General features: G+C 37.3%; 19 protein-coding genes. 12 read left to right on the top strand and 7 right to left on the bottom strand.

Annotation, left to right across the window (positions count from 1 at the left end):
* Positions 1-10: 10 nt before the first annotated feature.
* From PGN18_RS10280 to PGN18_RS10265, 4 genes are all read left to right on the top strand, one after another.
* Positions 11-655, top strand: coding sequence for a thiamine phosphate synthase (locus tag PGN18_RS10280; RefSeq protein WP_335319403.1), 645 nt, complete (start codon positions 11-13; stop codon positions 653-655).
* Positions 656-715: 60 nt separating this feature from the next.
* Entirely contained in the window at positions 716-2,008 is a 1,293-nt protein-coding gene (locus tag PGN18_RS10275) for a hypothetical protein (RefSeq protein ID WP_335319402.1), read from the top strand.
* Positions 2,009-2,071: 63 nt separating this feature from the next.
* Positions 2,072-2,632, top strand: coding sequence for a thiamine pyrophosphokinase (locus PGN18_RS10270; protein ID WP_335319401.1), 561 nt, complete (start codon positions 2,072-2,074; stop codon positions 2,630-2,632).
* Complete coding sequence (locus PGN18_RS10265) at positions 2,629-3,123, top strand: GNAT family N-acetyltransferase (RefSeq protein ID WP_335319400.1); 495 nt, start codon at positions 2,629-2,631, stop codon at positions 3,121-3,123. Before PGN18_RS10270 ends, PGN18_RS10265 begins: the two co-directional genes overlap by 4 nt.
* Before the next feature lie 144 nt (positions 3,124-3,267).
* Here the strand turns inward: PGN18_RS10265 and PGN18_RS10260 are convergent, their stop codons facing one another.
* Positions 3,268-5,709, bottom strand: a complete 2,442-nt coding sequence (locus PGN18_RS10260; RefSeq protein ID WP_335319399.1) for a TonB-dependent receptor — start codon at positions 5,707-5,709, stop codon at positions 3,268-3,270.
* Between the two features lie 630 nt (positions 5,710-6,339).
* On the bottom strand, positions 6,340-8,019 hold the full coding sequence (locus tag PGN18_RS10255) for a dipeptidyl-peptidase 3 family protein (protein WP_335319398.1): 1,680 nt from the start codon (positions 8,017-8,019) through the stop codon (positions 6,340-6,342).
* A 116-nt stretch (positions 8,020-8,135) separates the two neighbouring features.
* On the opposite strand from PGN18_RS10255, the gene PGN18_RS10250 reads away from it, so the two are divergent.
* The gene (locus tag PGN18_RS10250) at positions 8,136-8,972 is read left to right on the top strand and encodes an N-acetylmuramoyl-L-alanine amidase (RefSeq protein WP_335319397.1); all 837 of its coding nucleotides are present in this window, start codon (positions 8,136-8,138) and stop codon (positions 8,970-8,972) included.
* Between the two features lie 253 nt (positions 8,973-9,225).
* On the opposite strand, the gene PGN18_RS10245 is transcribed toward PGN18_RS10250, so the two are convergent.
* Positions 9,226-10,881, bottom strand: a complete 1,656-nt coding sequence (locus tag PGN18_RS10245) for a glutamine--tRNA ligase/YqeY domain fusion protein (RefSeq protein ID WP_335319396.1) — start codon at positions 10,879-10,881, stop codon at positions 9,226-9,228.
* Positions 10,882-10,994: 113 nt separating this feature from the next.
* Between PGN18_RS10245 and PGN18_RS10240 the strand changes: the two genes are divergently transcribed.
* From PGN18_RS10240 to PGN18_RS10210, 7 genes are all read left to right on the top strand, one after another.
* Positions 10,995-11,417, top strand: coding sequence for a cobalamin B12-binding domain-containing protein (locus PGN18_RS10240; protein WP_335319395.1), 423 nt, complete (start codon positions 10,995-10,997; stop codon positions 11,415-11,417).
* A gap of 3 nt (positions 11,418-11,420) precedes the next feature.
* Positions 11,421-12,200 carry an enoyl-CoA hydratase/isomerase family protein gene (locus tag PGN18_RS10235; RefSeq protein WP_335319394.1) on the top strand — a complete coding sequence of 260 codons (780 nt, stop codon included), beginning with the start codon at positions 11,421-11,423 and terminating at the stop codon, positions 12,198-12,200.
* Positions 12,201-12,347: 147 nt separating this feature from the next.
* Positions 12,348-13,766 (top strand): sigma-54-dependent transcriptional regulator, encoded by a 1,419-nt coding sequence (locus PGN18_RS10230; protein WP_335319393.1) that lies wholly within the window; start codon positions 12,348-12,350, stop codon positions 13,764-13,766.
* Between the two features lie 64 nt (positions 13,767-13,830).
* Positions 13,831-14,880: an AI-2E family transporter gene (locus PGN18_RS10225; protein ID WP_335319392.1), complete on the top strand. Its 1,050-nt coding sequence runs from the start codon at positions 13,831-13,833 to the stop codon at positions 14,878-14,880.
* A 72-nt stretch (positions 14,881-14,952) separates the two neighbouring features.
* Positions 14,953-15,219 carry a YtxH domain-containing protein gene (locus tag PGN18_RS10220; protein ID WP_047800161.1) on the top strand — a complete coding sequence of 89 codons (267 nt, stop codon included), beginning with the start codon at positions 14,953-14,955 and terminating at the stop codon, positions 15,217-15,219.
* Between the two features lie 54 nt (positions 15,220-15,273).
* Positions 15,274-15,651 (top strand): phage holin family protein, encoded by a 378-nt coding sequence (locus PGN18_RS10215; RefSeq protein ID WP_335319391.1) that lies wholly within the window; start codon positions 15,274-15,276, stop codon positions 15,649-15,651.
* Positions 15,638-16,075, top strand: coding sequence for a hypothetical protein (locus tag PGN18_RS10210; RefSeq protein WP_335319390.1), 438 nt, complete (start codon positions 15,638-15,640; stop codon positions 16,073-16,075). The genes PGN18_RS10215 and PGN18_RS10210 overlap by 14 nt, the downstream gene beginning before the upstream one ends.
* A gap of 218 nt (positions 16,076-16,293) precedes the next feature.
* Here PGN18_RS10210 and aspS read toward each other — a convergent pair whose 3' ends face one another.
* The 4 genes from aspS to PGN18_RS10190 form a co-directional block, all read right to left on the bottom strand.
* Positions 16,294-18,039, bottom strand: coding sequence for an aspartate--tRNA ligase (aspS, locus tag PGN18_RS10205; protein WP_335319389.1), 1,746 nt, complete (start codon positions 18,037-18,039; stop codon positions 16,294-16,296).
* A 163-nt stretch (positions 18,040-18,202) separates the two neighbouring features.
* On the bottom strand, positions 18,203-18,772 hold the full coding sequence (locus tag PGN18_RS10200; RefSeq protein WP_335319388.1) for a Crp/Fnr family transcriptional regulator: 570 nt from the start codon (positions 18,770-18,772) through the stop codon (positions 18,203-18,205).
* Between the two features lie 31 nt (positions 18,773-18,803).
* A complete protein-coding gene (locus PGN18_RS10195; RefSeq protein WP_335319387.1) occupies positions 18,804-19,028 on the bottom strand; it encodes a DUF2798 domain-containing protein in 225 nt (74 codons plus the stop codon).
* 369 nt (positions 19,029-19,397) lie between these two features.
* Positions 19,398-19,802 carry a hypothetical protein gene (locus PGN18_RS10190; RefSeq protein ID WP_335319386.1) on the bottom strand — a complete coding sequence of 135 codons (405 nt, stop codon included), beginning with the start codon at positions 19,800-19,802 and terminating at the stop codon, positions 19,398-19,400.
* Positions 19,803-20,055 lie beyond the last annotated feature (253 nt).

The raw sequence follows: 20,055 nt of genomic DNA, 5'->3' as shown, positions 1-20,055 counted from the left end.
AATGCCTAGCATGAAATACATCGAGAAATTTCAGTACATCACGCATGATATCCCTTATTTAAGCCACATCGAACAGGTACAACTGGCCTGTGAGGCTGGTGCGAAATGGATCCAGTACCGTTGCCTGAGCAAAAGTGATGAAGAACTCTTACAAGATATTAAGGTAATAGCTGAAATCTGTGATGATTGGGGGACTACCTTAATCGTTACCAATCATATTCATTTAAATGGAAAGGCTGATATTCAAGGTTTTCATATCGAAAATATGGATGCTGATTTTATTGCCTTGCGCAAACTGGTAGGCAACGATATTACCCTCGGAGGATCTGCAAATACAGTGGAAAATTTAATCAGGCTTAGCCAGGAGGGTGTTGATTATGTAGGTTATGGTCCGTTTGGAGAAACTAAAACCAAACCCAACAATTATGAACAATTAGGGCTTGAGGGCTATCAGCAGGTGGTAAAAGCATTGAAAGCTCAGCCCATCAGCGTTCCGGTATTGGCTGTAGGTGGGATAAAAACCTACGATGTAGAAGCTTTAATGCAGACTGGTATTTATGGCATAGCTGTTTCTGGCGCCGTTAATTTTGCTGATGATTTCATTGAAGCCTATCAGGATTTTTACACATCAGTTAAAGAAAGCGCTGTTAATTAACACTTTATAATTTGAACGGTATAGGATAATTTTTAGCTTTGGGTAAAACCAAACTAAAATATGTCTGAAAACGCTATCCAAAATACTGTACCGTGGAGCATTTATAAAAAAATATCTTTCCGGTTCTTTTTTCTCCTCTTATCTCTTTTCATCATCTTGAATAACAATGGAGCCTTTACGTTCCTCTCAAGTGTACTACAGTTACCAAATTTGGTATTACATGATCTCATACCCTGGTTTTCTAAACACATTATACACTATCATTATGATTTTACCATTTATACCAATGGCAGTGGCGATACCTCCTACGATTGGGTATTGCTATTGTTTATGTTTTTGATATCGGTAATTGGTTGTATCATTTGGTCGGTTCTAGATCGAAAACGCAAAAGTTACAACGCAGCTTATTACTGGCTTGTGGTACTGGTAAGATTTTATTTGGCCTTTACCCTGGTACTATATGGTGCTATAAAAATAATCAAACTCCAGTTTCCTGATCCTTCTCTAATGAGGTTGCTTCAGCCTTTCGGAAATGCATCGCCAATGGGTCTTGCATGGACCTTCCTCGGTTTTTCTAAAGGTTACAATATTTTTATGGGCATTGTTGAAGTTTCTGCCATCATGCTTTTATTCCGTAGAACGGTAGTTGTGGGTGCCTTTCTAGCTTTGGCTGCAACAGTGCACGTAATGACGATGAATTATTTTTTTGATGTTCCTGTAAAACTGCTCTCTACCGCATTGGTGGTGATGTGTCTTTTTATCCTGGCCCCTCATTTCTTAAAGCTATATCGCTTTTTTATTAAGTACGAAAGTCAGCAGCTTGAGAAAATGTACCGTCCAACTTTTAAAAAGCGATGGCTTTATTTCACAGCTTATGGCGTAAAATACCTGTACATCACAGCTTCCATGGTATTTTTGATATCATCATTGCTTGAACAAAGAAAAACTTATGGTAGTGCGGCACCTAAGCCATTTATGTACGGTATTTACAATGTTGAAAGCATGAAAGTTAAAGGTAAAACCTTGGCGCCTTTAACTACCGATAGCACGAGATGGAGACAAATGATTATTAATTATTCGGGTTATGCACGGATAAAAAAGATGAACGATAGCACCACTAATTTCACTACGGTTTTTGATCAGAAGAAAAAAGAATTAATACTCAAATCAACCGATAAAGATTCTACAAAATATGTTTTAAACTATACTATTATGGGAAATGACAGGCTAATTTTATCTGGTTTAAAAGAGAAAGATTCCATATCGGTTGATTTTAAGCGTAAAGACCTTAAAGATTTTAAGCTTATTAATAGGGGGTTTCATTGGGTAAGTGAATATCCATACAATCGTTAATCATTTTACGCTTGGCTGATTCTTCCTGTACTGTACTTAGAGCGAAATTTATATATTCGCATTATGTCTTCACACCATATTGTAAAAGAAAAACAGGAGCCAGCTTTATACATCGATGAGCTTGGCGATTTTAACGAAGAATTTTTAGGGCAGCTACTTGAATGGAGCCCTACGCTTTTGGTTAACGGAGAAAATTACGATAAAATTTTTTCTTTGGGTTTGAAGGTAGATGTGTTAGTGAATGGGAATGGACAGGATGTACAGGAAGACACAAAACTTGTTCAGGGACCCGTTGATGCTTTAATGGTAGCCATCAATTACCTGTACGAAGAGAAATACCCTGCGGTAAATGTAATTACAAGAAAATTTGATCTGGAGAAATTTGCTGGATTTGAAGATAAAATCAATCTTGTGGTATTCACCGAAAGAGCAAAACATTATCCTATAAAATCGGGATTCTCTGTTTGGAAACCTGCCGGAAGCGAATTTCTTATCCATGGCAATAGATATCTCGAAGTAACCAACCTTGCGCAGAATGAAGAGGAAATTTTTGTTGTGGTTAAGGATGGTTTTGTAGAATTTACTTTTTCAGGACAGCCGATTTTTATTAGCGAACCCATATGATCACCCTTAGAAAAGCAAAAGAAGCAGATATAGAAATCATCAGGGATATTGCTACGGCAACCTGGCCCTCCACCTATCTTGATATTATTGGGCAGGCGCAGATTGATTACATGTTGGATAAAATGTATAGCAAAGCAGAACTGTTGAAGCAACTGATGGAAGGATATATTTTTCTGATTGCAGAAGAAGGTGAAAATCAGATTGGCTTTGCAGGATATTCCATCATTGGTCATGGTGAACGCATTTACAAACTGCACAAGCTTTATGTGCTGCCATCTGCACATGGTAAAGGTGTTGGAAAAATCTTAGTCAATGAGGTTTTTAATCAAGTAAAAAATGCAGGAGGAAAGGCTTTGCAATTAAATGTGAACAAGCATAATAAGGCGAAAGATTTTTACTTAAAAGGCGGTTTCACCATTAAAGAATCGGTAAAACTTGATATTGGTGAGGGTTATTTTATGGATGATTATATCATGGAATTTAAGTTTTAAATATTATCCAATTATCGTCATCCTGAACTTGATTCAGGATCTTAAGAATAGATGCTGAAATAAATTCAGCATGACGTATGGCTTGAAATATAAAGCAATAAATTTAGGGTGGACGCATAGTCGAAACGACGGGTAAAATCACACCTAATTCTTCATTCTTCCCTGCTCTGCTTCTGTACCGGTTGAGCGGCGACGGGCAGGTTTAATCTCATTTTTGCCAAAACGATAGGTAAAACTGATCCGGCCGATGCGGGTTTCATTTTTTTGATGTAATGAGTAGGTTAAACCGGGGTAAGCACTGGATAAATTATTTTCAGACATATTAAATACATCTGATAGAGCCAGCTTCAAACTTGCTTTTTTGTTGAACATTGATTTGCTTAAACCTGCATCAATATAATAACGGGCTTTTAAACTTAGCGTTCCATAATCCAGTGGCGATTCATAACTGCCATTTAGCTCTGCAGTAAAGCCGTCCATAATGGTAAAGGTTTGCTGAGATTTAAACTGGAAGGACGTTTTTCCGGTTTTTAAAGCACTCCCGGCCAGATCCGGCGCTTCGAAACTAAGGTAAAAAACATTTAAGTTATTATTGGTCTGCCACCATTTTGTAAGCTGGAGCGGTACATTTAAATTGGCATTGTAGCTGATATTGGTGGCAATGTTAGCATTGGTTTGATATAACGATTGGCTTGCTGCATCAGGCAAAATTACTTCAGCAATTACATCGTTAATCCTGCTATAACCTATTGAAAGCATGTATTTTTGCAACAGGGTATAACTCAGCTCAAAATTGTGTGTATACTGCGGATTTAAAAATGGATTCCCTTTGCTATAGGTAAATTCATCTAAATAATAAATAAATGGGTTTAAAGCGTCATAACTCGGACGGTCTATCCTTCTGCTATAAGAAAAACCCACCTGATTGTTTTTGGAAAGCTTTTGCTGAACGAATAAAGTTGGGAAGAAATCCCAGTAATTTCGCTCTACAACAGTATTTTTGGTAATCAGATTACCTTTTGACTCGGTTTGCTCAACCCTCAGGCCTATCTGTACACTGGTATTTTTAAATTGTTTGTTTACATTGGTATACGCTGCATTTACATTTTCATCGTATACAAACTGATTGCTTCTTCTAGTATCGTTATTCCAAGCATTATTAACATACTTCTCTGCCTGAAGATCGTTATCCGTCTTTACCCAGCTGCTTTTAATTCCCGCTTCAAGTTTAACCGTTTTGGTCAGCGAAACATTATAATCAATTTTAAATGCTTTAATATCAATAATGGAAGGCGTATTGTTCCTGGTGTAGATGATTGGGCGGATCCTGTTTCCATTGTCAAGCCGATAATCGTTTGCATAATCAGAGCCATCGTTTCCTTTGTATCTGGAATAATCTACATCTGCCGAGATTTCTGAACCCGCCGTATCCAGAACAGATTTATAATTTAAATTATAAGCAATGTTGTTGTATTTGTTTGTCTGCAATGAATTGGTTATCAAACTCGAATCCACCTTTTGAAAAGACGGACCAATTAAGGTGTTGTTAGCAGAAGCTTCAGTGCCTTGGTTAAAATATCCGTTAACCAATATGCCAATGGTGTTTTTCTTATCAATAAAATAATCCAATCCAGCCTTGATGTTATTATTATATTGTTTTCGATTACTCTCACCCACTTGCATAAAGTAGGTATCAGGGTTGCCATTAGAAATCCGGTCGATAGCGATTAGGTTATCGCGTTCAAATTTGCCATAATTATAATTACCAAAGAGATTAAGTTTCTGTGTTCGGTGGTTCAAGTTTATGCCTGCATTTCCCCTTAGGTTTTTACCATAACCTAAAGATCCATTTAAGCTACCATTTGTGCCGCCATTTTTATTCTTTTTGGTTTTGATATTAATGATCCCTGAATTACCTGAAGCGTCGTATTTGGAAGATGGATTGGTAATCAACTCAATGCTTTCAATGTCTGAACTCTGCATATTACGTAGGAGGTTGGCCACATCGGCGCTGCTCATATAAGTTTGCTTGCCATCCAATTGAATCAATACGCCCTGTTTACCCATCATCGAAATCTTATCGTTCTGATCAACCGTTACGCCTGGCGCTTTTTGCAAAACTTCTAATGCCGTAGAACCAGTCATAATCGCACTATTGGAAACATTCATCACGATCTTATCCATTTTTCTCTCGATTAATGGTTTGGTTACCGCTACATTTACTTCATTTAGGTTTTGAGTGCTTGCAATAAGCTGTGCCGTACCAAAATCTGCTTTTTGATTGTCTTCTGTTAAAACAATGGTTTTACTTTTGATGGTTTTATAACCCATGTTACTGGCTTTATAATAATAGCTCCCTCTGCCTGCAACATTAAAAGAAAATATCCCGTTTGCATCGGTAAATGCTGTTTTAATTATACTCGAATCGGATGCTTTAAAAAGTACAACGGTAACGTAATCTGCAGGTTTTTTAGCGTCGTCTAAAATTATTCCGCTGATGTTCGGTTTAGGATTTGTTTGCGCAAATACCTGTGTAGCAGTAAAGAGAAGACTTAAGATTAACGTTATTTTATATAAATTTTTCATTTGTCTGGTTTAATGTTTAAAAATCGGGCAAGAAAAATCCTATAACGCATTTGCATACGCTTTCAATTTAATTGCTTGCTTATTTTAAAGTTTAGTTCGGGAAACGAAAGCTTTCCATGACTTTGTTAGAGGTAAGACGACCGTTTTTTGAAAAGGTTACAGGGATTTTGAAAAAGTCCGAAGTTCAGCGTACTGCGGTGAAAATCTGTGACTGAGGTTTGGAGATTGAAAAAATGAAGAATAGCTCCATTTAAATTTAGTTTACGCTATGCGTCAACTAAATTTACAGCAACCCGTAAATAAAAAATTTTTATTTCGTTGCGTCATTCTGAACTTGTTTCAGAATCTTTTAAAGAGAGAAAGATATCTCCTATTTTCAAAGAACTACGCTTATTGGTAGATTCTGAAGCAAGTTCAGGATGACGGTTTGCACTTAAGGAACTCGGCAAATCAGGAACCAATAATCAGTTGTCGATTTGCGGTTATCAATAACCAATTAGAACAATTAGCGAATTGCCAGTTCATCGTAACCCTACGCTAAGGAAAAAAAACCGGTAAATTAAAAAAGGCCACAATCCACGAGTTACATACCTGCTGGACTGTGGCCTTAAATTTTTGGATTATAAAAAATTATTTCACACCCAACACATCCACACCTTGTTCAAAAACCACATCAACCGGGATATTCTTTTTGGTCAAACGGTCAAGGCCTGTTTGCAATTCGGGATGGATCACTGCTTTCTCTTTCTGTGCTTTTTCTACCGCAGCTTTATCGCCGTTACCCTGAAGGGTAAGGATGAATGCGCTTAAATCGTTCATGGCTGATGCGAACTTTTCAAAGTTTACTTTATAAGTGCCTTTAGCTGTACGTTCAAATGCACCTTTTTCCTGGAAATAATTAAAGCATTGCATATTTGCTTTTCCATGTGCTTCAGAAACACCAAAGCGAACAGAACGTAAAATGCCAGCCATAAATGTAGTGTAATAATCTTTAATATCACCTTGCAATTCGCCTTTTTTAAGCAGGCCGGTTACCATATATAAACCTAAGATATCAGCCTTGCCCTCTTCCAGCCAGCTGTATTGCTCTTTTAATGCTTCACGAACGAAACCTTTTCCGGTGATGGTTTTTTTAATGCCTAAACCATGTGCTACTTCATGAAACATTACGTTTGCAAAAAAGGCATCAAACTTAATGTACTGCTGTTGGTCAGCTTCAATTAATTCTTTTGATATCGGTACCAGAATCTTATCAAATTTCGCCTGCATGGCATTTTTAAGCTGCGAACGGCGTGTGCCTTTTTCCTGTTGAATCTTTTCATCGTTTGGAAGGTTAACAGCAATGGTTTTAGATCCCGCATTACAATCTCCGGCATAATAAACAACGTCATATGCGTTTAACTCCGAGTCGGTTCCAGGGGTTTCTGTTTTGTATTTTGCCGCGACAGGTAGATTTTTCTGTAATTCGGGGAGCATTTTTACATACTTCGCCAAACGTTTACTCCACTCTTTATCTTTGATTAAAACATAAGCTTCATAACTGGTACGCGCATTAAAGAGTTTATCTTCATAATTTTCAATCGGGCCAATAATGATGTCTAAACCATTGGTTTTCATATCCAGCCAGGCATAATCACTTGCGGTAAAATTATCGGTTACCAAAGCATCGGCCCTTAAGTTTAGGTATTTTTTTAAACCGGCATCTTCTGCAATCAAAGCAGCCTGTTTTAACAAGGAGCTTGCTTTTTGTAATTCTGCAGCAAATAGAATGTGGTAAGGTACGGTTGATAATTTGCCTGTACTGTCTTTTTGAACAACAGAATAGGCACCAAATTTATCTTTAAGTTCTGATTTTTCTATGGCTTCCTTTGTAATCCCGTGCGGATAAAAGAATGCGCCTTCCGGTTTCGGGCCTACGCCTTCAACAAAAGGCTTGTCGTTATTTAATCTGTCCCAGGGACCATAATTGATATTAACAAAATCGCGAGTTTTTTCATCTTTAATAGTGGCCAGCAGGCTATCTCTTTGTGGATAAACTTGTTTCCAATAAAGCTGATCCATAATTTCTGCCGCCTGAATCAACAAAGGCAAAATTTTACGGTCATTAACACTAAGTCCATTAATATTGGTCGTTAATTTTACCCTTTCGTAAATGGGCAACCTTTGTGCAACATAATCAGTAAGACTATCTTTTTGTACTACCACAGCCTTATCATTATTAGATTTATTATTACCGTTACAAGACGATAACATATTTGCTAAAAGGGCTATTGCTGATAAAATCAAGGTTGATCTGTATAAATTCTTCATAGTAAAGTATATGTCTGCTAAATTAGTAAATTTTAAAGGCTTTGTATAAAGTTTGATGCATTGGGCGAAGTTTAACATAACTTTGTACCTTCATTTTTTTAAAAATCAACATACCCATGCTGTTTTCCAATTTATACAAAACACCTATCTTAACTGCTTTTTCTTTGATCATGATTTTAGCCTCATGCACCACTAGCAGGTATGCGGCAACAGAAAAAATCTACAAAGATAAGGCAAAAGGTTTTGCTGAAATTATTGGAACAGTACCTCCGGCCGGGCAACTATATGATTCGTTAAATCCAACAAATCAGCAGTGGATTGGTTCTGTAAATTTTGGCATACGGAAACCAAATTTTGTGGTGATTCACCATACGGCACAAGACAGTTTAGCACAAACCATAAAAACATTTTTCTCTACCAAAGCCGGTACCAGTGCACATTATGTAATTGGCAGAGATGGTAAAGTTGTGCATATGGTGAATGATTATTTACGCGCAAATCATGCCGGGGTGAGTAAATGGGGAAAAGATACCGACCTCAACTCTTCATCTATTGGCATTGAACTGGATAATAATGGCTTAACCGATCCATGGCCTGATGCGCAGATTAACAGTTTGATAAAATTGCTGGCAACGCTAAAAAAAACATATAACATTCCAACAGCGAATTTCATTGGTCATGCAGATATTGCACCAGGTCGTAAAAATGACCCCAAAAATTTTCCCTGGAAGAAATTAGCTGATAAGGGTTTTGGGTTTTGGTATGATGAGGTTCTAAAAAATCCACCTGCAGACTTTGATACAGAAAAAGCCCTCAAATACATGGGTTACAATACCGCTAACCTGCCGGCTGCCATTGAAGCTTTCAAAATTCATTTTATACAATCAGATATCACAAAAACTTTAACTCCTGTTGATATTTTAGTATTATATAACCTTTATACGAAGTACTAAGGGAGCATATAGCGTAAATAAGTCAGAAAGTTAGAGGACGAAGGCCTGAAGTTTAGTCTCCTCTTTCCACACTTCGTTTACTTTGCATTTCTCTTTATGTACGGTTAAAAATGCAAGGTATAAAACGCATGATGGGATCTGTATTTGTTGGTCAACCAATGAGCTATTGATTAATTAACTACTAAATAAAAAAAGCACAGACAAATCACATTAACTGTGATCCTCTGTGCCTATCTTCAGTAAAAAAATAAAATTAATTTGGCTTCTTAAATGTATCTTTTAGGGTTACCGTTCTGTTGAAAACCAATTTATCGGCGGTAGAATCTTTATCCAAACAGAAATAACCTTTACGGATAAACTGATAACGGCTATCCAAATCTGCATCAGCTAATGCTGGTTCAATATATGCGTTTGGCAATACTGTTAAACTTTCAGGGTTTAAATAATCTTTAAAATCACCTTCTTCAGCATCAGGTGTTTCTGAAGTAAATAAACGATCGTATAAACGGATTTCAGCTGTTTTAGCATGTGGAGCACTCACCCAATGGATGGTTCCTTTAACATTAATGCCACTCGTGTCGCTTCCGCTTTTCGATTCTGGAATGTAAGTACAATGAATTTCAGTTACGTTTCCGTTTTCATCCTTTACAAAATCTTCGCATTTAACAATATAGGCAAATTTTAAGCGTACCATTGCGCCAGGAGCCAAACGGAACCATTTTTTTGCCGGCACTTCCATAAAATCTTCACGTTCTATCCAAAGCTCATTGCTAAAAGGGATCACACGTGTGCCGCCGCCGTCTTCAGCTTCAGGATTATTTTCGCCGATTAAATTTTCTGTTCCTTTTTCGTAGTTCGTAATGACCAGTTTAATCGGGTCTAAAACTGCCATTACGCGATTAGCCGTTTTGTTTAAATCTTCGCGGATACAAAATTCCAATAAACTAAGTTCAATTAAGTTTTCGCGTTTAGCAATACCGATACGTTCGCAAAACTCGCGGATACTTTTTGGCGTAAAGCCTCTCCTGCGCAAACCACTAATGGTTGGCATACGCGGATCGTCCCATCCATTCACCAGGTTTTCGTTAACCAGTTGAAGCAGCTTACGTTTACTCATTACCGTACTGGTCAGATTTAAACGGGCAAATTCATATTGTTTTGAAGGGAAAATCTCCAATTTTTCAATAAACCAGTCGTATAATTCGCGGTGAGAAACATATTCTAACGTACAAATGGAGTGGGTAATATGCTCAATACTATCGCTTTGTCCATGAGCAAAATCGTACATTGGGTAAATACACCATTTATCGCCTGTGCGGTGATGTTCGGCGTGTTTAATGCGATAGATAATCGGATCACGCATTAACATGTTCGGACTGGCCATATCGATTTTTGCTCTCAAAATATAAGCACCATCAGGAAATTCTCCATTTTTCATTTTTGTGAAAATGTCTAAATTTTCTTCAATGCTGCGGTTTCTATATGGGCTATCCTGTCCGGGTTCGGTTGGCGTACCCTTTAAGGCCGCAATTTCATCTGCAGAGCTCTCATCAACATAAGCCAAACCTTTTTCAATCAGCTTAATGGCAAAACCATAAAGCTCATCAAAATAATCTGAGGCATATAATTCATTTTTCCAGTTAAAACCCAACCACCTGATATCTTCTTGCTGACTATTTACATATTCTGTTTTTTCGGTAACCGGATTGGTATCGTCAAAACGAAGATTGGTATAACCACCATATTTTTGTGTTAGTCCGAAATTTAAGCATATTGCTTTTGCATGGCCGATGTGTAGATAACCATTAGGTTCAGGCGGAAAACGCGTAACCAAAGTTTCATACTTACCACTATTTAAGTCGTTCTCAACAATTTCTTCAATAAAGTTCAATGACTTTTCTTCACTCATAAAAACCTGTAAATTAGGAATGCAAATGTAAAAAGATTAGCGCAATTCTACTTGTTTTAGTTAATGATTAATTTGAGAGCCAAAATCGATACATTTACATCAACTTAATATGAATGATGAGCAAAGTATTAAATCGGCCTATCCGCGTTTTAGTAGCTAAAGTTGGATTAGATGGCCATGACAGGGGGGCTAAAGTAATCGCAACTTCCTTAAGGGACGCTGGCATGGAAGTAATTTATACCGGATTGCGCCAAACACCAGAAATGGTGGTGAACACCGCACTTCAGGAGGATGTTGATGCCATCGGGATTTCCATTCTTTCCGGCGCACACATGACGGTCTTTCCAAAAATTATTCATTTTATGAAAGAAAAACAGTTAGATGATGTGTTGTTAACAGGTGGCGGGATTATCCCTGAAGCAGACCGTTTGAAACTGGCAGATATGGGCGTGGGGGAGCTATTTCCTCCGGGTACCACAATGGCAAGCATCATAGAGTATATTCAACATTGGGTAACAGAAAATAGAAATTTTTAGGTTATGGCATATCAAAATTTAATCTCAGAATTAAAAGAAAACATTTTATATGTTACGATTAATCGCGAAAAGGCACTAAATGCATTAAATAAAGATACTTTGGCAGAACTGGCCGAAGTAATTGCTTTTGCAGGTAAAACCGATGACGTAAGAGGTGTTATTTTAACCGGTGCAGGTGAAAAGGCTTTTGTTGCAGGGGCCGACATTAAAGAATTCTCTGATTATAGTGGTAAACAGGGAGAAGATCTAGCAAAAGCCGGTCAAGATAATGTTTTCAATGCCATTGAAAATTCTTCTAAGCCGTTTATTGCCGCAATTAACGGCTTTGCTTTAGGTGGAGGATTAGAATTGGCCATGGCCTGCCATATGCGCATCGCTTCAGACCATGCAAAGTTGGGTTTGCCCGAGGTTACTTTAGGTTTGATTCCTGGTTACGGAGGTACCCAGCGCCTTACTCAATTGGTTGGAAAAGGTAAAGCGATAGAAATGATTACAACCGCAAATATGATTACCGCTTCAGCAGCGGAAAACATAGGTCTTGTAAATTATGTGGTTCCACAACCCGACTTAATCAGCAAAGCTGAAGAACTATTGAATGTAATCAAGCAACGTGCACCTTTGGCTGTTTCAGCCGCAATTAAGGCTGTGATCGCAGCTGTAAATAATAAAGATGGTTATGCTACCGAAATTGAAGCATTTGGCAAATGTTTCGAAACGGTTGATTTTAAAGAGGGTGTGACCGCATTTGTTGAAAAAAGAAAGCCAAATTTTTCAGGAAAGTAGTAATGGCGTAATATTAATTTGACATTTAACATAACAAAAATGTTGCATAGCCTTTTCAAAGTAAATTTTTTTGAGTAATTATGTTATTTAATTATTAACGCCATATGTTATCCACGCATATGAGTTTTGATGATAACAACGCTGCTCATGAAAAAGAAGATACTCATTGTTGACGATGAAATTAGCATCGGCTTATTGCTCTCTAAATTTTTAGCCAAAAAAGGATTTGAAGTTTCGAATGTAACAAGTGGAAAAAAGGTTTTACAAGCGGTTGAAAAGGAACGGTTCGATCTGGTATTGTGTGATTATCGTTTAGATGATACAGATGGGAAAGAAATTTTAATTTACATTAAAGAGAACTACCCAAACACCAGCGTGATTATTACTACGGGCTATTCGGATATTAAGCTTGCTATAGAACTGATCAAACTTGGGGCTTACGATTATATTGTAAAGCCGCTTTATCCGGATGAAATTTTAAATAGCATCAATAAAGCCCTGGAAATGCAGGGTACGCTAAAATCGTCCGAACATTTAGAAGACAAAGGTTGCGATGTTATTTCTAATGTGCTTAATTCTCCAGCATATATACATGGGGAGAGCGCTGCTTCTGTATTATTGCTAAAACAGATCGAGCTCATTGCGCCAACAAATTATACGGTTATTTTAACTGGGGAAAGTGGAACGGGAAAAGAATGTGTTGCTAAAACCATTCATTTAAATAGTGCTCGTCGTGAACAGCATTTCATTGCTATGGACTGTGGCTCTTTAACCAAAGATCTAGCCGCCAGTGAATTTTTCGGACATGAAAAAGGAGCATTTACCGGAGCAACTTTTACCAAAATTGGTCACTTTGAACAAGCCAACGGCGGCACACTATTTCTTGACGAGGTTGGCAATTTGTCGTACGAGATTCAGGCCACCCTGCTTAGGGCGGTACAGGAGCGGAAAATAAAGCGGATTGGCAGTACGAAGGAGATTGACCTGGATGTGCGACTTATTGTAGCCACAAATGAAAATTTAAAGGAAGCGATTCAAGAAGGTACATTCAGGGAAGATTTATACCACCGCTTTAATGAATTTTCAATACATGTACCGGCATTGAAAGATCGTGACCATGATATCCTGATTTTTGCAGCGCATTTTTTGGCCACTGTAAACCAAGAACTGAATAAAGAAATCAGGGGTTTTTCTGATGAAGTGAAGAAATGTTTATTGGCATACCATTGGCCTGGTAATGTACGCGAGCTGAAGAATGTAATCAGACGTATTGCCTTATTAACTGATGGCGACTGGATAGAAACCCGTGTTCTGCCATTGGAATTTGGGATGACTGACTACAGGAAGAAACTAAATGAAAAAAAAGCCGCACTTTTTCCGCAAACATCAAACCATAGTCAATCACTTAATTTGCGGCATGCAGCCAAAGAAGCTGAATATCATACTATTTTAGAAGTGTTAAAAGCCGTTAATTTTAATAAAACCAAGGCGGCAAAAATCTTAAACATCGACAGAAAAACACTTTACAATAAAATCAAATTTATTGATATGGGTGATGGAATATAAATTTTAAACCGCGAAAACAAAATTGGCTGTTTTAGCATTTAAAGAATAACCTTATTGTCTAAAAATGTCAGTATTTTCTTATAAGCAACGTAATAACATCAACCTGGTTATTATCATTGCGCTCGGGGTATTAATTGCATATTCTCTGCAAAGTATCTTCGGTGCTATTTTAAGTACTTTGGTATTATATACGATTATGAGGCCAGCTTATATCCATCTGGCTGAAAATAAGGGATGGAACAAAAGAGTAACCGCTATTTTTCTGATTGCCATTTCCATCATACTTATTGTAATGCCTTTTTATGCGTTAAGCAGCATGGTAATCAGTAAGATTTCGGAACTGAAAAACAATGAGATTTTTTTCAGGAATTTGCTGATTAAATTACAGCACCTTATTCCCTTCAAAATTAACCAGGATCTTATTCAGGAAGGATTAAACCGTTTAGGCAATTGGGCTACCGATCTTTTTCCATCTTTATTATCAAGTGCAGTAAATATCGTATTAAGCTTATTAGTGATGTACTTTTTACTCTACTTTATGCTAATAGAGCGTGAAAGATTCGAATTTTCACTTATTAAATATGCACCATTTAGAGAACAGAATGCCCTTCGCTTTGGCGATGAAATGAGGAATACTACCTATGCAAATGTATTAGGACAGGGATTAATCTGTCTTGTTCAAGGTTCACTTGTGAGCCTATCTTTTTATGTATTGGGTTATAAAGACCCGATATTTTGGGGCGTAATTACAACATTTATCTCTTTCGTGCCTGTTCTGGGGCCTCCTGTTGTTTTTGTACCTGCTGCGGTTTTGCAGATTGCAAACGGAAATAATTTTGCCGGCTGGGCCATGCTTATTTTTGGTTTTGTAGTGATTATCAATATCGATAATGTGCTTAGGTTTATCATTGCAAAAAAAGTTGGTAATATTCATCCTATAATAACTGTAATTGGCGTAATTATTGGTATCCCTTTGTTCGGAATACTGGGCCTTGTTTTTGGTCCGCTACTATTATCTTATTTTATATTATTGGTTAAGATTTACGAAACCAGTACGCTTGCATCAGAAAGATTGGAAAGAATTAAAACAAATAATGAGCATAGCGAGTTATAATATAGCTTAACAATAAATAATGTAATAGTTTTATATTGTACATCATTGTTAAACCCTTAAAATAAATTGATTATGAATGATAACTCAAAAGTTGTAGTTGCGCTTTTAGCTGGTTTAGCTGCCGGTGCAGCCCTAGGAATTTTATTCGCACCAGATAAAGGTGATGAAACCCGTGATAAACTTAGCCAATCGTTAAAAGATCTCGGCGATTCTATCAAAGATAAAGCTGCAGATGAAATTAATAATCTGGCTAGCCTAAAAGATAAAGTAGTAGACTCGATTAAAACTAAATTGAGAAGCGTAGAAGAAGAATATAGCGACGACGTAGAACACGCATAATAAATAAAATATTGCATAGCCGGGTTTTTACCCGGCTAAATCTCAATCTGAATTATGCAAGAGAATAAAGATAAAAGTATTGAAGATCTGGTAGAGGACGCCAAGGGTTTTTTGGAAGCCAGGGTGGAATATACCAGACTTTACATCGTAGAAAAAGCATCAAAAATTTTTGCCGATCTGGTTACCAGTACCACTGTTATTGTTTGCTTTATTTTGGCCTTTTTATTTGGCTCCGTAACTTTGGCACTATACGTATCCGACCTTTTAGGCAGTTATGCAGGAGGCTTTGGCTGTGTTTCCCTGTTTTATATTTTATTAGCCATCATTGTTTATTTAACAAAAGATAAATACATTGAAAAAGCTATTATCAATATAGCAATCAGGAAATATTTTGATAAACTTGCAGATAAGGAGGAAGATGAGAAGTTATAAAGACATCCGTAACTTAGAAGACCTGCAGGCTAGAAAATTAGAACTGAAGGTTGAGTATACGCTTAAGCAAAATATGCTTAAAACGGATACTAAAACTTTCTTTAAACAATTTACACTTAGTGCATTGATAAAAAAATACGCTACGCCTAACAATATTTTCAAAGCAGACGAAAAACTAAATATCAGCGGTACAGCCATGTCATTGCTTTTACCAATGGTAATGAATAAAACACTCTTCAGAGGAGCTGGTTTTTTAACTAAGGCAGCCGTAGGTTTGATATCGGGCAAGGTTGGTAAATCGCTCGACGCAGAACATTTATCCGCAATTTTTAATTCTGTTAAAGGTTGGTTCGGCAAAAAGAAAGATAAAAAAGATAAGAAGTTTATTGATTATGGCATCCCGCCAGACAGTGAAACGTATTAATTTAATGGTTCATTTGCTATTGATTTTTTAGTAAGCAAAATGCCAGTTGCCTTAATAAAAGAAAGCCTCAGGATTTAAAAAATCTAGAGGCTTTTTTTATAGATTGTTTACTTTGATCCTGAAAAGATCTTATTTAAAAAGATGCTGACCATGGAGTATATACGAGACAATTAAAAGTCCTACTTATACTTGTAAAAATTCTACTTGACGGATTGATTTTACAAATCCGTCTTTATCTTCAACTCTTTCAATTGTTTCTCGTCAATCGTACTTGGACTATCAATCATGACATCTCTTCCCGAATTGTTTTTAGGGAAAGCAATCACATCGCGGATAGAATCTAAACCAGCAAAAATGGAGGTTAAACGATCAAATCCAAAGGCGATACCGCCATGCGGAGGTGCACCAAATTCGAATGCATCCATTAAGAAACCGAATTGCTTTTGTGCTTCTTCTGCGCTGAAACCTAAATGTTTGAACATTAAAGCCTGTAACGCACGATCGTGGATACGGATAGATCCGCCACCCACTTCAGTTCCATTGATTACCAAATCATAAGCATTAGCGCGTACTTCACCCGGATTGGTATCCAGTAAAGCAATATCTTCAGGTTTTGGAGATGTGAACGGGTGGTGCATGGCATGGTAGCGTTCTGTTTCTTCATCCCATTCTAAAAGCGGGAAATCCAATACCCAAAGGGCAGAGAAGGTATTTTTATCGCGTAAACCTAAACGGCTGCCCATTTCTAAACGAAGTTCGTTTAACTGTTTACGTACTTTATCTGTAGGTCCAGCCAAAACCAACAACAGATCGCCTTTTTCTGTTGCGAAAGCCTCACTCCATTGTTTAAGATCTTCCTCATTGAAGAATTTATCTACTGAAGATTTTATGGTTCCATCATCATTATGACGGGCATAAATCAAACCTGTTGCACCAATTTGTGGGCGTTTGATAAAATCTGTTAATTCATCCAATTGCTTGCGTGTATAGCCTGCTGCTCCCTTTGCATTGATACCTACCACCAATTCGGCATTATCGAAAACAGGAAAGCCCTTACCTTTTACCAGGTGGTTAAGTTCGACAAACTGCATGTCAAAACGGGTATCCGGTTTATCAGAACCATATAAACGCATCGCATCTGCATATTGCATACGGGGTACTTCCGGTAAATCGTAATTGCGCACTTCTTTAAATAAAGTACGGATCAACCCTTCGAAAGTATTTAAGATATCCTCCTGCTCAATGAACGACATTTCGCAGTCAATCTGCGTAAACTCCGGCTGACGGTCAGCCCTTAAATCTTCATCCCTGAAACATTTCACAATTTGAAAATAACGGTCAAAACCCGATACCATTAACAATTGTTTGAAGGTTTGCGGCGATTGAGGTAAGGCATAAAACTCACCTTCGTTCATGCGGCTTGGCACCACAAAATCTCTTGCTCCTTCAGGTGTCGATTTGATTAATACAGGTGTTTCTACCTCAATAAAATCTAATGCATCTAAGTAGCGGCGAACCGATTGTGCCATTTTATGACGTAAAACGAGGTTATTACGCACCGGGTTACGGCGTAAATCCAAATAACGGTATTTCATACGCAGCTCATCACCACCATCCGTTTCATCATCGATCATGAAAGGCGGTAATTTTGCAGCATTTAAGATCTCAAGGCCAGAAATTTTAATTTCCACATCGCCGGTAGCCATTTTTGGATTTTTGTTGCTTCTTTCAACAACGGTACCAACCGCTTTAATTACAAACTCGCGACCTAAAGTACGTGCCGTTTCGCAAAGCTCACGATTATCGTCCATATTAAAAACCAACTGGGTAATGCCATAACGATCGCGGATGTCGATAAAAGTCATACCGCCTAAATCTCTTGATTTTTGTACCCAACCACATAGCGTAACACTTTCGCCTAAGTTATTTAGGTTTAATGCACCACAAGTTACTGTTCTTAACATATATATAATCTAAATTGAGCGGCAAAAATACCGATTTTGTTTTAAAGTTGAGCGCAGAAGATTTAACGAAATTTACGATAAACGATTTGCCTTTTTTTGACCAAAGGCAAAAAGATCACTAAGAATAATAATTGGCAATTTTAAAAAAATCACAGCTTAAATTTTATGCCTTTGATTTTAATCTGCTCAGCGTTTCTTGTGAGATATTTAGGTAAGAAGCCACCATTTTGTTTGGCATGCGCATCACTATGCCCGGATTTTGTGCAAGCAACTGGCGGTAACGCGCTGTGGCATCAAGCGTAATAAAAGACATCAGTCTGTTGGTATTGGTAACGTAGGCATACTCCAGATAGTGGCGGTAAAGTTTCTCCCACTGGGGCACAATTTGAAGCAGGTGGTAAAAATCTTTTTGAGAAATGTAATATAGCATCGTGTCTTCTACAGCCTGCACAAACTCCTTTGAAGTTTCGTTAGTGATAAAACTAACCAAAGCTGTTGCAAACTGATTTTCGAAAGCAAAATGCCTTGTAGCTTCGGTACCACCTGCTGTTAGAAAAAAAATCCGCAAGCAACCTGTTCCAACAAAGTAAATGCGCTGACTTGTTTCACCAGGGCTGATCAGGATTTCGTTTTTCTTTACCTGTATCCTCTTAAAAAAAGACAATACCTGCTCCAGCTCTTCATCGCTGATGATAATTTTTTCTCTGATATAAATAGATAGCTTTTCGCGCATTAAACTTAGTCTTAACCAAATGTAGCAATGTTTAGGTTTTAGAAGTTACCTTTTCTGCCAGTTTCCGGGCATTGGGAATAATAATAAAGGCTGCAAAATAAGCTACGGGTAGCATAACGCTCCAAGCCTTTAAGAATTTGAGGAACCAATCTTCGCCAAAACCATAGTTCCGCATTAAACCCACAAATGCCATTATTAATGTCATGGGGATAACCACAAAAAGTGTGTTGATGTGTTTGAAATGTTCTTTTTTCATTTTAAATATTTTAATATGTCAAAGGTGTGGGTATTAAAAAACTTAACCTTTGATGTAGGTCAAAAAATGAAGGGAGCTTAAATTTATACAATACGACAAATTAATATTGCTGTTTTACGATTTCTTATGGGGTAAAAAATGCAGAAACGAGAGTCCAATTAATAATCTGTTCTTAAGGTGTTATAAACGTTTTTATTTTCTAATCCTCGCTCTGACTTGTAGCGCGGCGGAAAGCAACGAATTAAACCGACTTTAATTGAGTTCACCGAAGGTAATTCATTTCATGGTTTACTTTATAAGAAAGATGCTGAACTAAATTCAGCATAACGCCTGAATTTATTTATACTATGAAAATAATAGAACTCAAGTTTAATATTTTTCTTCCAGTACAATTTCAAGGGCAATTACCTTCCATTCTCCCTTAACATTTTTCCAGTGATAAATTTCTTCAGTTTGTACGGTCTGTTTTTTTGAGAAAATAAGCAGATTTGGTTTCAAAATAACTGATTTACGCGCAATTTTTTCGATAAAAATATCATGCTCAACAGAAGATTTAATCCTGTAATGGCTGGTTTGTATGGCTTTGGCCCCGCTGAAATATTTCTTTAAATCTATGGTGAAATCACGTTTGTTTATTGTTGGTTTTTCGAAGGGTGTAAAACTCAAATCGTCAGTAAATATTGCTGTATATGCGGTAAAATCTTTACTTTCTAAAGCCTGATCTGCTTTTTTGTGTATTTCGTTTATTGCTGAAATGATTAAGTCGGTTTCCATAACATGAAGTTAAAGGTTTGGATCAGGGATTTCAAATTTATGATGAACTTGCAGCTGATTTTCCATAAATGTCAAAAAAGCAAAGGATATTTCATTTCCTAATACTTCAAAAACATTTCTATTTTTTGGAAATGAAAGGCGACATTTCATAGGCGCTGTAGCCCCGCCATTCGCTTATAGTCCTCATTTCGTTACACTCCATTCCGGGCTATCCGCTGCTGTCGGGTTTATTAACAAAGGTTATGTTTTAGAT

Source organism: Pedobacter terrae (assembly GCF_036946585.1).
Lineage (GTDB): Bacteria > Bacteroidota > Bacteroidia > Sphingobacteriales > Sphingobacteriaceae > Pedobacter > Pedobacter terrae_C.
Note: the sequence above shows the minus strand (reverse complement) of the source record. Positions and strands in the feature narration are given on the sequence as shown.

Excerpts from the sequence above, each read along its gene's own strand:
- aspS (WP_335319389.1), bottom strand. The coding sequence starts at position 18,039 with ATGTTAAGAACAGTAACTTGTGGTGCATTAAACCTAAATAACTTAGGC.
- PGN18_RS10190 (WP_335319386.1), bottom strand. The coding sequence starts at position 19,802 with ATGGAAACCGACTTAATCATTTCAGCAATAAACGAAATACACAAAAAA.
- PGN18_RS10250 (WP_335319397.1), top strand. The coding sequence starts at position 8,136 with ATGCTGTTTTCCAATTTATACAAAACACCTATCTTAACTGCTTTTTCT.
- PGN18_RS10230 (WP_335319393.1), top strand. The coding sequence starts at position 12,348 with ATGAAAAAGAAGATACTCATTGTTGACGATGAAATTAGCATCGGCTTA.
- PGN18_RS10270 (WP_335319401.1), top strand. The coding sequence starts at position 2,072 with ATGTCTTCACACCATATTGTAAAAGAAAAACAGGAGCCAGCTTTATAC.
- PGN18_RS10215 (WP_335319391.1), top strand. The coding sequence starts at position 15,274 with ATGCAAGAGAATAAAGATAAAAGTATTGAAGATCTGGTAGAGGACGCC.
- PGN18_RS10225 (WP_335319392.1), top strand. The coding sequence starts at position 13,831 with ATGTCAGTATTTTCTTATAAGCAACGTAATAACATCAACCTGGTTATT.
- PGN18_RS10235 (WP_335319394.1), top strand. The coding sequence starts at position 11,421 with ATGGCATATCAAAATTTAATCTCAGAATTAAAAGAAAACATTTTATAT.
- PGN18_RS10275 (WP_335319402.1), top strand. The coding sequence starts at position 716 with ATGTCTGAAAACGCTATCCAAAATACTGTACCGTGGAGCATTTATAAA.
- PGN18_RS10210 (WP_335319390.1), top strand. The coding sequence starts at position 15,638 with ATGAGAAGTTATAAAGACATCCGTAACTTAGAAGACCTGCAGGCTAGA.
- PGN18_RS10255 (WP_335319398.1), bottom strand. The coding sequence starts at position 8,019 with ATGAAGAATTTATACAGATCAACCTTGATTTTATCAGCAATAGCCCTT.
- PGN18_RS10280 (WP_335319403.1), top strand. The coding sequence starts at position 11 with ATGAAATACATCGAGAAATTTCAGTACATCACGCATGATATCCCTTAT.
- PGN18_RS10220 (WP_047800161.1), top strand. The coding sequence starts at position 14,953 with ATGAATGATAACTCAAAAGTTGTAGTTGCGCTTTTAGCTGGTTTAGCT.
- PGN18_RS10240 (WP_335319395.1), top strand. The coding sequence starts at position 10,995 with ATGATGAGCAAAGTATTAAATCGGCCTATCCGCGTTTTAGTAGCTAAA.
- PGN18_RS10245 (WP_335319396.1), bottom strand. The coding sequence starts at position 10,881 with ATGAGTGAAGAAAAGTCATTGAACTTTATTGAAGAAATTGTTGAGAAC.
- PGN18_RS10260 (WP_335319399.1), bottom strand. The coding sequence starts at position 5,709 with ATGAAAAATTTATATAAAATAACGTTAATCTTAAGTCTTCTCTTTACT.
- PGN18_RS10200 (WP_335319388.1), bottom strand. The coding sequence starts at position 18,772 with ATGCGCGAAAAGCTATCTATTTATATCAGAGAAAAAATTATCATCAGC.
- PGN18_RS10265 (WP_335319400.1), top strand. The coding sequence starts at position 2,629 with ATGATCACCCTTAGAAAAGCAAAAGAAGCAGATATAGAAATCATCAGG.
- PGN18_RS10195 (WP_335319387.1), bottom strand. The coding sequence starts at position 19,028 with ATGAAAAAAGAACATTTCAAACACATCAACACACTTTTTGTGGTTATC.